This is a genomic window from Alteromonas sp. KC3, from assembly GCF_016756315.1.
Lineage (GTDB): Bacteria > Pseudomonadota > Gammaproteobacteria > Enterobacterales > Alteromonadaceae > Alteromonas.
Genome location: NZ_AP024235.1, coordinates 1,094,939 through 1,108,355, shown reverse-complemented (window position 1 = coordinate 1,108,355; position 13,417 = coordinate 1,094,939). Strand labels below are relative to the sequence as shown.

Below are 13,417 nucleotides of genomic sequence, written 5' to 3'. Positions count from 1 at the left end.
CACGTTAAAGTGGCCACCAAGATGAATCGAAGAACTTTGCCAACCAGCCCTTTTCTTGTGCTCTTGCAAAGGTACCAGTGCCGCTGTATTGAATGCGCGCATTGGCAATTTTGGTAGACTCTATTTGATTGTCAGGGTTGATATCTAATGGACGAATCACACCTGTAAGACGGATATATTCGTCTCCGTGGTTAAGGGTCATCCATTTCTCACCGCGCACAACTAAGTTTTTGTTGGGGAGTACATCGACAACTGTCACCGAGATAGCGCCTTGAAGGCTATTTGTCTGATTGGCCGCAGCATCACCCGAAAAGTCATTCGACGAATCAAGACCAAATTGAATAGACTGATTGCCTATGTTAATGGCGTTGCCCGCTAAACCCGTAATCGGTTGCAGGTCTGCTGTTGTTTCACGCGATGTGGTCGTGTTAGCCGATTTCGTTGCCGCCGTATTCTCGCTTAGTACCACGGTAATAATGTCACCTACTTGACGTGCGGTAACATCCGAATACAAGCTGTTAGCCAGATGAGGTCTAAACAAGGAGCCGTCTTCAATAACGGTTTCTTCCGGATAATTCGGCACGACAGGCGCATAAAATGGGTCATTAGCCTGAACGCGCTCATCAGTAGTACTCTGACAGGCGCTAAGCAGTGAGCAAAGCATAATGAAAATGGCGCAACGCATCTCAATCTACTCCTACAGCTGTTGAATAACTTGACCAAGCATCTGATCAACAGAGGAAATAACTTTCGAGTTCATCTCATAAAGACGTTGGCTTTCAATAAGGTTTACCAATTCTTCCGTCACGTTTACATTCGACGTTTCCAGCGTACCTTGAGAGATCATGCCAAGCCCCTGCAAACCTGGGATGCCTTGTATAGGCGCACCACTTGATGCCGTTTCTACATATAGATTTTGCCCGGTTGGTTGCAAACCAGTTGGATTGACGAAGTCGGTTACATTCAACTGTCCAAGTAGCTGAGGCTCTGCCTGTCCTCGAATACTTACGCTGATCTGACCGTCTTGTGAAATCGTGATTTGCTGCGCATCAGGTGGGATTGTGACCTGAGGTTGTAGCAAGTAACCTGCACCAGAGGTAACAATTTGTCCTTGGTCGTTTAGGCTAAATTGCCCATTACGGCTGTACGCCAATGTGCCATCTGGCTGAAGTATTTCGAAATAGCCACGGCCTTGTATAGATAAATCTAACGCATTTTCGGTTGTTAGTAGATTCCCTTGCGTATGTGCTTTTTGCGTAGAAACCACTTTCGAACCTGAACCTAGCATTAGTCCCGAAGGCAGCTCAGTATCTGCTGACGAACGGCCACCTGGCTGATTGATATTTTGATATAACAGGTCTTCAAACACCGCACGGTCTTTTTTAAAGCCAACCGTTGATGCGTTTGCCAAGTTGTTAGATACCACAGCAACATCAGTTTGTGCGGCATCAAGTCCGGTTTTACTAATCCACAGTGCTGGATGCATGTTAACCTCCGACGTTGCCTTTCAAGCAACAAATCTAAAAATACGTTTACAGAATTCGTAGCAGCATGTTGCCGCGAGTATCTAATTCTTCCGCTTGCTTCATTACTTTCACTTGAAGCTCGTAATGGCGCTGAAGACTGATCATGTCGACCATCTCTTCTACGGCATTCACGTTCGACCCTTCTAGCATGCCCGACATCACTTTCACGTTAGCATTGGGATCTGCAATTGAACCGTCTTCCATTCGAAAAAGACCGTCTCGACCACGTTCCATATCAGCGTAATTAGGGCTGACAAGTTTCAGTCTACCCACCTCTTCAATAACGTTAGCGGGTGCGCCGAGTTGTCGCATAGACAGTGTGCCATCAGACGCAATATTCAAGTTGTCCAACGGCACTGGAAGAAAAATTGGACCGTTGTCGCCTAATACAGGGCGTCCTTGAACATCTGTCAAAATTCCGTCGTCACCTAACTTGAAGTTACCATTTCGCGAGTATGCTTCTTGTCCGTTTTGGTCTTGAACGGCAAACCACCCGTCCCCTTGAATAGCAACATCAAGGTCACGTTCAGTCTTAATCATCGGGCCCGACTCGTAATTATTTGAAGGGCTCTCTGTCATTGAAAATACTCGGGTTGGCAAACCTTCACCGTACGCGGGCATTGACCTTGCCTGCTCTAACTGAGCACGAAAACCTGTAGTCTGCGCATTGGCCAAATTGTTCGCGCGTACACCAGTACCTAAAAGATCTTGAGAAGCGCCACTTGCTGCGATGTAGAGAAGTTTGTCCATGACTGACTTTTGACTCTGATTAAACCTTACCCTTGATTTTGCAAAGGCAATGCCAATGTGTAGAGTTTGTAGCCAACAGGCTCACATGAAGTTGTAGAGGTATGAAATATATAGAAAAATAAAGAGGCCGCGCAGAGGCGACCTCGTGAATTAATATGAACTTTGCCGACGAAAAGCGCTTAGTTATTGCCGCTTTTCTGCCGCCCTATCCGCCTATCGAATATTCAGGATAGTCTGGTTAAGCGAATTGTTTACTTCAAGCGCTCGAGAGTTTGCCTGGAAGTTACGCTGAGCGATGATCATGTCGATTAGCTCAGTGGTCAAGTTTACGTTCGCTTGCTCTAGCGCTGATGAATTAATTTCACCAAAGGTACCCGTGGTAGCTTCACCTGCTAGTGCCTCTCCAGACAAAATACTCTCTTTCCACTGGGTGCTGCTTTCCTGAGTAAGGCCCTGCTCGTTAGAGAAGCGTACTAAGGCTACACGCACGATAGGTTCAGACGTACCGTTTGAGAAAGTTGCTCGCACAAGGCCATCTGGACCAATATCAATACCCGTCAAACGGCCCACTGGCAAACCATCTTGCTCAAGTGACGTTACTTCGAATGCAGACGCGAACTGAGTAGGTTCATTCGGTGTTGCACCATTAACATCAAGGTTAAAATCAATGCTAATTTGTTGCGATGGATCTGAACCGTTCGCCAAAATAGTGGCACCAAGTGCCTCTGTTTGCATCTTGAAGTCTAGTGTTGCAGTACCATCTGGCGTTTCCATCCCAACAAAGTCACCACCTTGCGAGAAGATGAGCTTTGAAGCAGTCACTGCATTACCCGTATTTGATCCCACAACATTCACTGCTGTAGCAGGGTCAGTGTCCGCGCCAGCAGAGTCGGTCATGTCAACCAAGGTATCGTCAACGGCCGTTGCAACATACCATTCGTTATCTACACCCGCGGTGCCGTCTTTAATAAAGTAGTATGTCATTACGTGGCTATCACCTAATGAATCGTACACTGTCACTGACGTGGCCGCGTTGTAGGTTAAGGGGTCTTCTGGGTTAAAATCTGCCGGATCAAGTGCTGAATCACCCGCCGGTAGGTTCATTCTAATATCGACTTCAGAAGTTTGCTGCGGCGAACCCGAAGAGTCAGGAATTCGTACGGGCTCGGTGGTACTTAATGCAACCGATGCACTCGTGCCATCAGCATTCACTGGAAAACCTAACAGGTTGTCACCATTACTGTTAACGACAAAGTTATCACTATCTAGCTTGAATTGGCCCGCTCGAGTGAAAGAAAAATCGCGAGAGGTTATTTCAGGTACAGTGGCAAAAAAGCCATTGCCGGTAATCGCCAAATCCAGTGAAGTATTGGTAAATTGCAAACTACCTTGTGAAAACTGCTGTGCAACTTCTTGTGTTAAAACACCATCACCCACTTTGGTTTTACCACCCGCTAACAGTGATGCCGCATATACGTCACCAAACTCTGCACGAGATTCCTTAAAGCCAACCGTATTTACGTTTGCGATGTTGTTGGCGGTTACATCCAAATCTTTTTGTGCGGCAGATACGCCACTCAGTGCAATATTAAAAGACATTATTGATTCTCCTACTAACTGCCGATTTGAATGACGTCATCAAGATTGATACTGACATCACCATCCAAATTCAAAATTACGCCTTGACCACTACCGGCCAAGCTGACACTTCCCACATGGCGGTTTACGGCTGTGTTCAACTGAACACCTTCACCGTTCAACTCACCGGTAGCATTGATTACATACTCGCCTGGGGTGACATCATTGCCATGCTTGTCTTTGCCATCCCATTCAAATTCGATATTGCCAGCAGTTTGGGTGCCAGCATCAATTGTTTTAATTACTTCGCCGTATTGGTTTTCAATGGTAATTTTCATGTTCTGAACTGTCTTCTCGTTCACAACTACCCCTGAAATACCGTCACCTTGATTTGCCATATAGCCCACGTTGCCTTGCACCAATACGTTTTGACCAATAAGACTAGAGGCTTGAAGCGCTTGGTTTGACGTCATGGAAGCAGCGAACGACTCAAACTTTTCATTTAGCTGTGAAATGCCATCAGCCATGGTAAAAGATGTCATCTGAGCAACCATTTGGTCATTATCAACCGGTGCGGTCGGATCCTGATTGGCAAGCTGTTCAGTCAGCATGGCAAAGAAATCTTCTTGCGATAGCTGCTGCTCAGTCCCGTCGGCAATCTTCACCGTCTCTTCTTGCCAATACAAATCTGTATTTAAGCCGGTATTGTTTATGGTATTCACTGGTTTATCCTCACATTAACCAAGCGGCAGATTATTGCCCTTGACCGAGTTGAAGCACGCGGCGGAAAATTCGTTTGGTTGTATCTGCAACTTGCACATTTGTCTCGTAAGCTTTTGATGCCGACATCATATTAGCCATTTCTTCCACAATGTTGACGTTCGGCTTGTAGATGTAGCCATTCTCGTCTGCCATTGGGTTATTTGGTGCATATTCCACTTGCAGTGGCGCATCGCTCTCTACAATACCTCTTACCTGCACGCCAGTACCTTTTGACTGATCACGCATGGCATCTTGAAGCGCTGTTGCAAACACAGGGTGTCTTGCTCGGTAGGTCTCGTTGTAACTACTGCTCACCGAATTCGCATTAGCGATATTACTTGCAGTGGTATTTAAGCGCACATTTTCCGCTTCCATACCTGTGCTCGATATTGTCATTACATTAAAAAGACTCATGACTATTGACCTCCAGAGCTTAACGCTTTCTTCATGCCTTTAATTTTTCCATTCAAAAATTCAAGACTTGCTTGATAGCGCAACCCATTATCTAAAAATCGATTTCTTTCGGCTTGTACTTCAACAGAGTTCCCGTCTCCCGTATCAGGTTGAGTCGGAATTCGGTATTTCATGTCAAAATTTGCCGCTACTGACGTTGAATTGCCGCCTATGTGGCGAGAATTTGTCCTAACGAGACCACCTGAAGAGTGAGAAGAGACGCCGCCCGAACTTTCTTTCATTGCAGACTGCATAGCTTTGTTAAAATCGATATCTCTGGCTTTGTAGCCAGGTGTATTGGCGTTGGCAAGGTTGCCCGCAATCACTTCCATACGCTCTGTGCGTATCTTGAGCGCGGATTCGTGAAACCCTACTAATTTGTCTAAATTAATTGCCATAAATCGACCTCTGACTTACTCGTATTGCTTTCTCTGTGTTCATCTTTTGGCTTGGCGTTTATTTGCCCACAAGATGAGATATGAAAAAGTCTCTTCTAAGCATGTGATGTATGTGGAAGTTCAACACACGTCATCGATACTTATTTTTGATTGCGGTTAGGCTTTCTTGAAGATTATTTAGCAAAGCAGATGCCAAAATGTGTTTTTGACGGGGAAAGAAAAGTAAGAAAACGGGTTTAATTAGAAGAAAAACACTTATTAATCAAACCCATATTAATATTTATTTTTTTTGATAGTAGAGCCCAGGGTGACACTTAACCATGCTATAGATATCACTCGCTGCGCTTATAGATTCAGAAGCGCCAAGGAACAGTACGCCATCACTTTGCAGCTGTCCGGCAATTTGTTGCAGTATTCGCTGTTTAACTTGAGGTGAAAAATAAATAAGGACGTTGCGGCAAAAAACGATGTCGAAGCGGCCAAGACCTGCATAACTTGACAACAAATTAAGACTTCGAAATGAAACCATTCGCCGAACTTCAGGCTTCACTTGCATCAGGCCTGTTTCGTGTTGCTCAAAAAAAGTGTCACGGCGCTGCGCAGAAAGACCACGAGCAAGTGAAAGTTCGTCATAGATACCTTGCTCGCACTTCTTAAGCATTTCAGAAGAAAGATCAGTCGCCACTATTTCAACGCCAGCACGCAGAGCGCCCGGCCGCTGACGCTGGAACTCAAGTACTGACATGGCAATAGAATATGGCTCTTGGCCGGAAGAGCATGCCGCACTCCAGATCCTGATCTTCTGATTCTTAGATGCGAGTTTTGGCAATAAATCCTTGATGAGAAGATCGAACGGGTAATTATCTCGAAACCACAACGTTTCGTTTGTGGTCATTGCATCGATCACACCTTGCAGAAGTGTGCGATCAAATCCGCGCACAACAACATCGATGAGTTCATCCGCAGATTCGTACTTATGCTTGTAAAGCAAAGAGGCAAGGCGGCTTCGTACTAAGTACTGTTTATTGTCACCTAATACAATACCGCACTGCTTTTCGAGAAAGTCTCTAAATTTAAGGTAACTTTCTGGCGAAACATCTTTATTAGCCAATGCAGTGTTGCTCCGTTACTCGCATTCAGTCATTAACCATTTTTGGACCGCTGTAGCCAACTCATCTGGGTGGAATTTAGCGATAAAGTCATCAGCCCCAACTTTCTGCACCATGGCTTGGTTGAACACACCACTTAATGAGGTATGTAAAACGACATGAAGCTTCTGAAGCTCTGGTGTATTTTTGATTTCGGCAGTAAGGGTGTAGCCGTCCATTTCCGGCATTTCAATATCCGATACCAATACACCTACTCGATTTGTTACATCACCATATTCTTCGGCAATAGCCTTTAGACGATTGAGCGCTTCTAACCCGTTTTTGGCAAGCTCTATTTCAAGCCCGAGGCTTGTTAGCGCCTTTTTGACCTGATTGCGCGCCACGGCAGAATCATCTGCAATAAAGATGATCTTGTTCTCTTGGCCTTGGGTGGTTAAGCCCTCTGCAACCTCAGTGCTAACTTCAGCATTGAGCGGTGAAATTTCATTTAAAATCTTTTCAACATCGAGGATTTCGATTAGTTCATTTTCTACTTCTGTAACCGCGGTCAAGTAGCTGGCGCGCCCTGTACCTTGAGGCGGCGGCATAATAGCATCCCAGTTTGTATTGATAATGCGCTCTACAGCACCCACCAAAAATCCCTGAACGGAGCGGTTGTATTCAGCGATAACAATAAAGGAATTTTTCAAATCCTCAATACGCTTACCACCGGTAGCCATGCTCAGGTCTATTACTGAAATAGTTTGCCCACGGATATGTGCAACGCCGCGTACTAGCGGGTTCAACTTCGGCATTGCGGTTAGAGGTGGACATTGAAGTACTTCACGCACTTTAAACACGTTAATCCCAAAACGCTGACGTCCGTTCAGTCTAAACAGCAACAGCTCTAAACGATTCTGTCCAACGAGCTGGGTGCGCTGGTTAACTGAATCTAAAATCCCCGACATAGGTCACCTCTAAGTAATACTGGGCATGATCATTGCCTACTATGTTTAAGATAGACAATATCACTAAATTTTTGCAGGTCAAACGACAGAAAAATGACGCTTGCTTCTGGTTATCGACCAAAATGCACGTTACTGCAACTTTGTTATCTGCATTGAGTTACTTAAGCATAGTCAATAACTCAACAACTGAACACGAAAAGTCATGATGAAAAATACGTACGCTAGCCTAAGCAGAACCATTTATTCGTTCGTCACACTTGTTGCGATGGGACTTATCCCCATTTCGAGTGATGCTTCGCAAAGTATGCACGAAAAAGTCGAAGAAGGCGCGAAACAATATTTATTGTCACAACTTGCTGATAACTCTCAAGATACTAGCACTGATGTGTCAATTGTGAAGATAGACGATAGAATAAACATTCCCAATTGCCCGACTGGCTTCCAATATCATGCTTCTCCTGAAGCGCTCGCCCAGTCGTACATATCTGTTCGTGTGAGTTGTGGCGATAATGATTGGTATTTATTCACAAGTGGTCAAGTTACGCGCACTACGGAAATTGTGGTAACTCAAGGCGCGGTAAGTCCAGGAACGGTTTTGACCGCTTCAAACCTATCACTTGCTAAAGTGGATATTCGAAAACTTAGATTCACCGCTTTCACCGATATTGATGCGCTTGTTGGCGCTCGCGTAAAACGGCGGGTAACTGATGGTCAGGCACTGCAAAGCAATATGCTATGCTTTGTATGTAAAGGTGATAGGATTACCATAACCGCACAGGTGGCTGGTATGGAAGTAAAAACAGCTGGAATTGCCCAACAAGACGGTGTTGTAGGTGATAACATTAAAGTGATTAACGCCACCAGCCAAAAGCCTGTTATTGCAAGAGTCGCCAGTTCAGAAGAAGTCGTGATACACTTGTGATTGAGGCAATGAAAATCTACCGCTTTTGTTAGTAAAAAGGCTAAAGAAAATACGCGCTAGGCCGATACAGATAACAGAGGCAAAAAGGTAGTGAGGATTAATTATGGCAATTAACAATATAAACAATGGGTTACCTAAAACTCCCGTTGATAATGGCAAGGTTGCGCAGCAAAATCAAACGCAGCAAGCCCAACAACAGGCATCGGCTCAGACTGCATCGACAGCGCCTGCGCCACGTCAAGATTCTGTTTCGTTGACACAGTCGGCGCAGCAGTTAAATCAAGTTCAAAAGAAAGGGTCTGAAGCGCCTGTGAATCAGGAAAAAGTGGACCGTCTTAAAAAAGCAATTCAAAGTGGTGAGTACCGCGTTAATCCAGAAGTACTGGCTAACAAAATTGCAAAACTTGAGTCAGAAATCTTCAGCTCAAAGTAAAACGCATGCCCGTTGGCATGTAGAGTCCACTAATCTTTAAAGTAATTTAGTAAGTAGCTTAATAAGCAATGTAATACAGGTATCGAAGTGACAGAACAGATGAGCAATTTGGAACAGGCACTAAGCAAACAGGTAGAACAACTTTCTACACTCGCTTTATTGCTTGAAAAAGAATTGCAATTGATCAGTTCCCGCGAAGCAGAATCACTGATGCGTTTGCTCGACGAGAAGTCTGTCTTACTGGAAGCTATTCAAACTCTTGACGGTCAGGTGGAGCAGTTGATAAATGCTGTTCAAGAAATGACTGAAAAAGAAGAAGCGTTACTAGAGAAAGCAAAGTCGCTTTTAGACGATTGTAAGTATCGAACTCAAATCAATCAAAAAGCCGTTGAGCAAGGACAGCTACGCCTCACACACCTACGCAATTTGATGATGGAGTTACGCGCCAAAGAATCGTTGACTTACGATAAGAAAGGTAAACCGAAAGGTGGCACTTTGGGTTCTGGCGTAAGTGCGTAACGCAATTTAACTCGGCACTACCTTAATAGTATTTAACGTTTTTCACCCTTCTAGGCTTTGCTGTCGTTAGGTAAAGGTCGTAGACCTGCTTCATATCTAATGAGAGTTCGGTAACATAAGTGTCATCTCCAACAGGATACGCCTTCACAACCTCAGCGCCACGGATAACACCTTCTACTGATGCTTTGAGTGTTTCACTTTCAACCACAAGACTCGAGACAGATTGGTTACCTTCTAAACGCTGCCCGTATACTTGTTCAGCTAACTCGCGATAGGCATCAAGTTTTGAAGCTCTCATTGCCATTATTAGCTTAGCGCTCTCGCTGTCACCGCGCTGAGAGTCAATAGGCGCATAACCAACCGCTTTAAGTATAGGATAGCTCTCGGGCTCCACCGTTTCCCATTCCACATGTTTGTCGATAATGCCACAGCCACCCAAAGAAAGTGCAGCCCCTAGCGAAATAGCAAGCAACGAAGATTGACCGATATTCTTAAGTTTCTTAGACACTTTACATGGCATAACCGTATTTCCTGACAAAAACAACTCAGACAACATTTTGACGCTGTTAAGCGTCTATTGGCTTTGAATTAATGTAACAGTAATTCATAAAGCAATTTGTGCGCCCATTTGAATTACTCTCGTAAATCTGAATCCATTGTAGGTTTGATTACGGGCCGTAAATTGCCTGAAATGTTACGCAATCAATAGACGGATTTTTGGCAAAGATTATTGGCATCTTTTTAGCATATCCCATATGCGTTTGCTTCTTGCCTTAATAAACAAGGTACAAACAGCGCGGTAAAAGCCGCGCACAACAACACAACCAAACGCCCTTATCAATAGACGCCTGACGCGCGTTGCGTCAAGGTATTAGTGACATTTTACAGAGGTGTATTGTGCGACATTTAAATAGAGTGACAGCAACAGCGCTATTTAACATTGTTGTGGTGGTCATTTGCCTAATTGCACTTTTTATGGGGCAAGCAAATGCCGCATGGTATGAAGCTAAAGGACAAGCCGTTATTATTGATGGCGATAAAGAAGACGCAAGAAAGAAAGCTACGCAAGAAGCACTAAAACAAGCAATGTTATTCGCTGGTGCGTCTATCCACAGTGTACACACACTTACCAATGGGCTGCTTGAAAACGAAGAAATGACAATCAGCGCCTCAGGCGAAGTTGCTCAATTAGAATTAGTCGATGAAATATACAATGGCAACGTTATTACCGTCGGTATCAGAGCCGATATCTTTCCAAAAGCACAATCATGTGACGCACAATTTGATGAGAAACACTTTTCAACAACGCGCTTTTTAGTTAAAAGCCGTCAGCAACTCACTCATGGTAACATTGTAAACTTTGACCAGGCATTTACTGAGCGCTTTGGTTTTATAATGCGCAATACCACTGACAACCTAAAACTTACGCACATAGCGCCCCACACTGCCCAATTTAAAACCCAATTTACCGAACAAAATGTGCGCAATCTTTCTCAGCAAAGCAACACGCAGTACGTTATTCTCGGCAGTATAGACGACCTCAGTATTGAAACATCTCCATCATCAATTTTCACACCTTGGAAAGACGACAAACAGCATAGACATTTTTCGCTTACCCTGCGCGTATACGATGGTATCAATGGTGGTCTTCTGTTCACGCACAACTACAAGACACGTGCGCAGTGGAGTTTTGACAAGTTCGAGAATGTTGACGAATACTCAACCGCATTTTGGCAGTCCCGTTACGGGCTAGCAGTGCAAGAGCTCGTTGAAGACGCCGTGCAAGATATAAAAGAAGCGACAGCATGCCAGCCAATCACAGGGCGAGTTATCCACGTTGCAGGCGATGTTATTTCGGTATCTTTAGGGCGAGATAACGGCGTCAGTAATAATGATGAACTATACGTTTATCAATCAAAAGAAGTCATAGACGACTATGGTCGTAAATACCTTCAATATCACCTTTACCCAGGTACTTTTGTTGTGCGTAACGCGTATAGCAACTCCTCGTCAGTAGTGAGTAAGAATACAGGTATTGTGGCTAATATTCAGGAGAACGATTTTGTTGTGAAGAAATAGTGTGATTCAATTCTATGGGTTAACAGGACTAATTTTTTACGTATAATCAAGATGCTGTCCCCATAGTTTAACTGGATAAAACAAGAACCTCCTAAGTTTTAGATCTGCGTTCGAGTCGCGGTGGGGACGCCATTTTCGTGATATTTTCACATACCTTTAACGTAAATTGCTGAGATCTTTTATCTTGCAATTTGTGCATTTCGTGGAAAAAGTCGATTTTCCATGAAAAAAACTCGCCTAAAGTATTAAAAAAAATAGCGTTTTTGGGCTAATTGAAAATTTATACGAAAGTATTAAGCTGTTTTTCGAGTCCAAAAAAAACACTCCAAAATCACAAAAATCCCATTTAAAACAAAAGCTAACGAAGTTAACAATTCCAATTCTCATCTGTAGTCAGGGCACTGCTTAATTAGTTATGTGTGTTGATACTTTATCTTTTGTCAAGTCATGTGGTTGAATAACCATCGAAGTATGCTAGCAGTCTAAAACAGCGTACATCACCACTATAAAATTCATAACGTTTTCGTGTCACTGGAATTTCGGTGACACTTTTAGGGATAATTTGGGATATACACATGAAAAAACGCTTAGTCTCTCTTGCGCTACTTTCAACGCTATCTGCTTCAACAATTGCTGCAAATAGCACATTTCAAGCTACTGTAAATGCCATCTCTGATGCGGCAATTGCACAAACTACTGCACTTCATTTTGGTGCGATGCAACCAACTTCAGGTGCCGTTTGTACAATGGACAACACAGGTGCAGTTACAGGAAGCTGTGATGCCACCAACGCAAACATTGCTATTGGTCTAATCACTGTAAGTGGGCTGACCGCTAACGTACCGCTAAACGTAACCGTTACTGGTCAAGCCGGTACCAACGTTTCGTTCTTATCAGAGTTTGATATCAACGGCGCTGTTGGCACGCATGAAAACAACCCTGACAACACCGCTATTGCTGTAACGACTAATGGTACGGGTGATAACTTAACGCTTGACGTATACGGTCAGATGACTGTTACTACTGCACTAACACCTGGTGACAGCTATACAGCAAACTACATCGTAGATGTATCTTTCCAGTAAAACTGCTAAAGTAGGGTGCTAATTCAAGCACCCTTTCACTCTCAAATCATGCAGTTGGGACCTTCACTTTATGCGCAGTACACCGTTCTTTTCTCGTTTCTTTTTTTATACATTTTTACTTTTTGGGCTAATACTTTCAACGCAGGTTTCAGCCAATGTCGCGCTATCTAAATTTAGAGTCTATTTCGACGGTAAAACCCGAACCGCTTCACTGCAATTAAGAAATACGGGTGCTAAAGAGTTTAAGTACACTGCTGAATTAACGCTTAACGAAATGACCGAAGAGGGTGCTATTTACAGCGTTAATAGCGACCCATTGGCTGCCGATAAGTTTATTCGCTTTTCGCCAAAGCGAGGCACTATTAAGCCGGGTGAAAGACAGGCGCTACGCTTTGCCTTAAGAAAACCATCAGGGCTTGCCGATGGCGAATATCGCGCGGTATTGCGTATCGTCACTGAACTTGCTCCTACTGAAGGCGGAAACGTCAACCTTGCAAGTAAACTGGCATACAACGTACCCATTATAGTTCGTCACGGTGAGGTGTTTGCTGAATCAAGTCTCGCCTCACCCTCTACCGTGATGCATAACGGGCAGCCCCATATACAGGTATGGCAAACAAGAACGGGGAATCGTTCATTGTTCGGCGATTATGTAGTGGAAACAACAGATGGTGAAACCTTAGGCGTGCTAAACAACGTAGCCGTTTATCGTCCTCTCGAACGCAGAAAAGTATTAATACCACTAACTAATGCGTCAAAAGGCGACGTGGTAATCCGTTATACAGAAAACGAAAAGTTTGGTGGTAGTCTAGTACTCTCTATCCCCCACACTATTAACTAACCCACTGTTAGATCT

General features: G+C 44.1%; 16 protein-coding genes and 1 tRNA gene. 7 read left to right on the top strand and 10 right to left on the bottom strand.

The annotated features are described in order from the left end of the window. Positions 1 to 4: 4 nt before the first annotated feature. The 9 genes from flgH to JN178_RS04875 form a co-directional block, all read right to left on the bottom strand. Complete coding sequence (flgH, locus tag JN178_RS04915) at positions 5 to 685, bottom strand: flagellar basal body L-ring protein FlgH (protein ID WP_159623570.1); 681 nt, start codon at positions 683 to 685, stop codon at positions 5 to 7. Between the two features lie 12 nt (positions 686 to 697). Next, entirely contained in the window at positions 698 to 1,486 is a 789-nt protein-coding gene (gene flgG, locus JN178_RS04910) for a flagellar basal-body rod protein FlgG (protein WP_159623572.1), read from the bottom strand. 46 nt (positions 1,487 to 1,532) lie between these two features. After that, positions 1,533 to 2,276 (bottom strand): flagellar basal-body rod protein FlgF, encoded by a 744-nt coding sequence (flgF, locus tag JN178_RS04905; RefSeq protein WP_159623574.1) that lies wholly within the window; start codon positions 2,274 to 2,276, stop codon positions 1,533 to 1,535. A 213-nt stretch (positions 2,277 to 2,489) separates the two neighbouring features. Then, positions 2,490 to 3,875 carry a flagellar hook protein FlgE gene (flgE, locus tag JN178_RS04900; protein ID WP_202264106.1) on the bottom strand — a complete coding sequence of 462 codons (1,386 nt, stop codon included), beginning with the start codon at positions 3,873 to 3,875 and terminating at the stop codon, positions 2,490 to 2,492. A 14-nt stretch (positions 3,876 to 3,889) separates the two neighbouring features. Next, entirely contained in the window at positions 3,890 to 4,576 is a 687-nt protein-coding gene (locus tag JN178_RS04895) for a flagellar hook assembly protein FlgD (RefSeq protein ID WP_159623578.1), read from the bottom strand. A 31-nt stretch (positions 4,577 to 4,607) separates the two neighbouring features. Next, positions 4,608 to 5,030, bottom strand: coding sequence for a flagellar basal body rod protein FlgC (gene flgC / locus JN178_RS04890; protein ID WP_159623580.1), 423 nt, complete (start codon positions 5,028 to 5,030; stop codon positions 4,608 to 4,610). A 2-nt stretch (positions 5,031 to 5,032) separates the two neighbouring features. Then, positions 5,033 to 5,467, bottom strand: coding sequence for a flagellar basal body rod protein FlgB (gene flgB, locus JN178_RS04885; RefSeq protein ID WP_159623582.1), 435 nt, complete (start codon positions 5,465 to 5,467; stop codon positions 5,033 to 5,035). A gap of 280 nt (positions 5,468 to 5,747) precedes the next feature. After that, the gene (locus JN178_RS04880; protein ID WP_159623584.1) at positions 5,748 to 6,578 is read right to left on the bottom strand and encodes a CheR family methyltransferase; all 831 of its coding nucleotides are present in this window, start codon (positions 6,576 to 6,578) and stop codon (positions 5,748 to 5,750) included. Between the two features lie 15 nt (positions 6,579 to 6,593). After that, positions 6,594 to 7,523 (bottom strand): chemotaxis protein CheV, encoded by a 930-nt coding sequence (locus tag JN178_RS04875; protein ID WP_202264105.1) that lies wholly within the window; start codon positions 7,521 to 7,523, stop codon positions 6,594 to 6,596. A 202-nt stretch (positions 7,524 to 7,725) separates the two neighbouring features. Between JN178_RS04875 and flgA the strand changes: the two genes are divergently transcribed. The 3 genes from flgA (at position 7,726) to flgN (ending at position 9,397) form a co-directional block, all read left to right on the top strand. Beyond that, positions 7,726 to 8,445 (top strand): flagellar basal body P-ring formation chaperone FlgA, encoded by a 720-nt coding sequence (flgA, locus tag JN178_RS04870; protein ID WP_232369696.1) that lies wholly within the window; start codon positions 7,726 to 7,728, stop codon positions 8,443 to 8,445. A gap of 103 nt (positions 8,446 to 8,548) precedes the next feature. Beyond that, entirely contained in the window at positions 8,549 to 8,878 is a 330-nt protein-coding gene (flgM, locus tag JN178_RS04865) for a flagellar biosynthesis anti-sigma factor FlgM (RefSeq protein WP_202264103.1), read from the top strand. An 87-nt stretch (positions 8,879 to 8,965) separates the two neighbouring features. Continuing rightward, a complete protein-coding gene (gene flgN / locus JN178_RS04860) occupies positions 8,966 to 9,397 on the top strand; it encodes a flagellar export chaperone FlgN (protein ID WP_202264101.1) in 432 nt (143 codons plus the stop codon). A 22-nt stretch (positions 9,398 to 9,419) separates the two neighbouring features. Here flgN and JN178_RS04855 read toward each other — a convergent pair whose 3' ends face one another. Then, positions 9,420 to 9,917 carry an LPP20 family lipoprotein gene (locus JN178_RS04855; protein WP_202264100.1) on the bottom strand — a complete coding sequence of 166 codons (498 nt, stop codon included), beginning with the start codon at positions 9,915 to 9,917 and terminating at the stop codon, positions 9,420 to 9,422. Positions 9,918 to 10,294: 377 nt separating this feature from the next. On the opposite strand from JN178_RS04855, the gene JN178_RS04850 reads away from it, so the two are divergent. The 4 genes from JN178_RS04850 to JN178_RS04835 all read left to right on the top strand — a co-directional run bounded on the left by JN178_RS04850 (position 10,295) and on the right by JN178_RS04835 (position 13,402). Beyond that, positions 10,295 to 11,476: a flagellar assembly protein T N-terminal domain-containing protein gene (locus tag JN178_RS04850; RefSeq protein ID WP_202264099.1), complete on the top strand. Its 1,182-nt coding sequence runs from the start codon at positions 10,295 to 10,297 to the stop codon at positions 11,474 to 11,476. Positions 11,477 to 11,532: 56 nt separating this feature from the next. Beyond that, positions 11,533 to 11,608, top strand: a tRNA-Arg gene (locus JN178_RS04845). 443 nt (positions 11,609 to 12,051) lie between these two features. After that, positions 12,052 to 12,561, top strand: a complete 510-nt coding sequence (locus tag JN178_RS04840) for a hypothetical protein (RefSeq protein WP_202264098.1) — start codon at positions 12,052 to 12,054, stop codon at positions 12,559 to 12,561. Positions 12,562 to 12,631: 70 nt separating this feature from the next. After that, the gene (locus JN178_RS04835) at positions 12,632 to 13,402 is read left to right on the top strand and encodes a molecular chaperone (RefSeq protein WP_202264097.1); all 771 of its coding nucleotides are present in this window, start codon (positions 12,632 to 12,634) and stop codon (positions 13,400 to 13,402) included. Positions 13,403 to 13,417 lie beyond the last annotated feature (15 nt).

Coding starts and splice junctions, on each gene's coding strand:
- JN178_RS04840 (WP_202264098.1), top strand. CDS start 12,052: ATGAAAAAACGCTTAGTCTCTCTTGCGCTACTTTCAACGCTATCTGCT.
- flgA (WP_232369696.1), top strand. CDS start 7,726: ATGATGAAAAATACGTACGCTAGCCTAAGCAGAACCATTTATTCGTTC.
- flgB (WP_159623582.1), bottom strand. CDS start 5,467: ATGGCAATTAATTTAGACAAATTAGTAGGGTTTCACGAATCCGCGCTC.
- flgH (WP_159623570.1), bottom strand. CDS start 685: ATGCGTTGCGCCATTTTCATTATGCTTTGCTCACTGCTTAGCGCCTGT.
- flgC (WP_159623580.1), bottom strand. CDS start 5,030: ATGAGTCTTTTTAATGTAATGACAATATCGAGCACAGGTATGGAAGCG.
- flgM (WP_202264103.1), top strand. CDS start 8,549: ATGGCAATTAACAATATAAACAATGGGTTACCTAAAACTCCCGTTGAT.
- JN178_RS04835 (WP_202264097.1), top strand. CDS start 12,632: ATGCGCAGTACACCGTTCTTTTCTCGTTTCTTTTTTTATACATTTTTA.
- JN178_RS04875 (WP_202264105.1), bottom strand. CDS start 7,523: ATGTCGGGGATTTTAGATTCAGTTAACCAGCGCACCCAGCTCGTTGGA.
- JN178_RS04855 (WP_202264100.1), bottom strand. CDS start 9,917: ATGCCATGTAAAGTGTCTAAGAAACTTAAGAATATCGGTCAATCTTCG.
- flgG (WP_159623572.1), bottom strand. CDS start 1,486: ATGCATCCAGCACTGTGGATTAGTAAAACCGGACTTGATGCCGCACAA.
- flgF (WP_159623574.1), bottom strand. CDS start 2,276: ATGGACAAACTTCTCTACATCGCAGCAAGTGGCGCTTCTCAAGATCTT.
- flgE (WP_202264106.1), bottom strand. CDS start 3,875: ATGTCTTTTAATATTGCACTGAGTGGCGTATCTGCCGCACAAAAAGAT.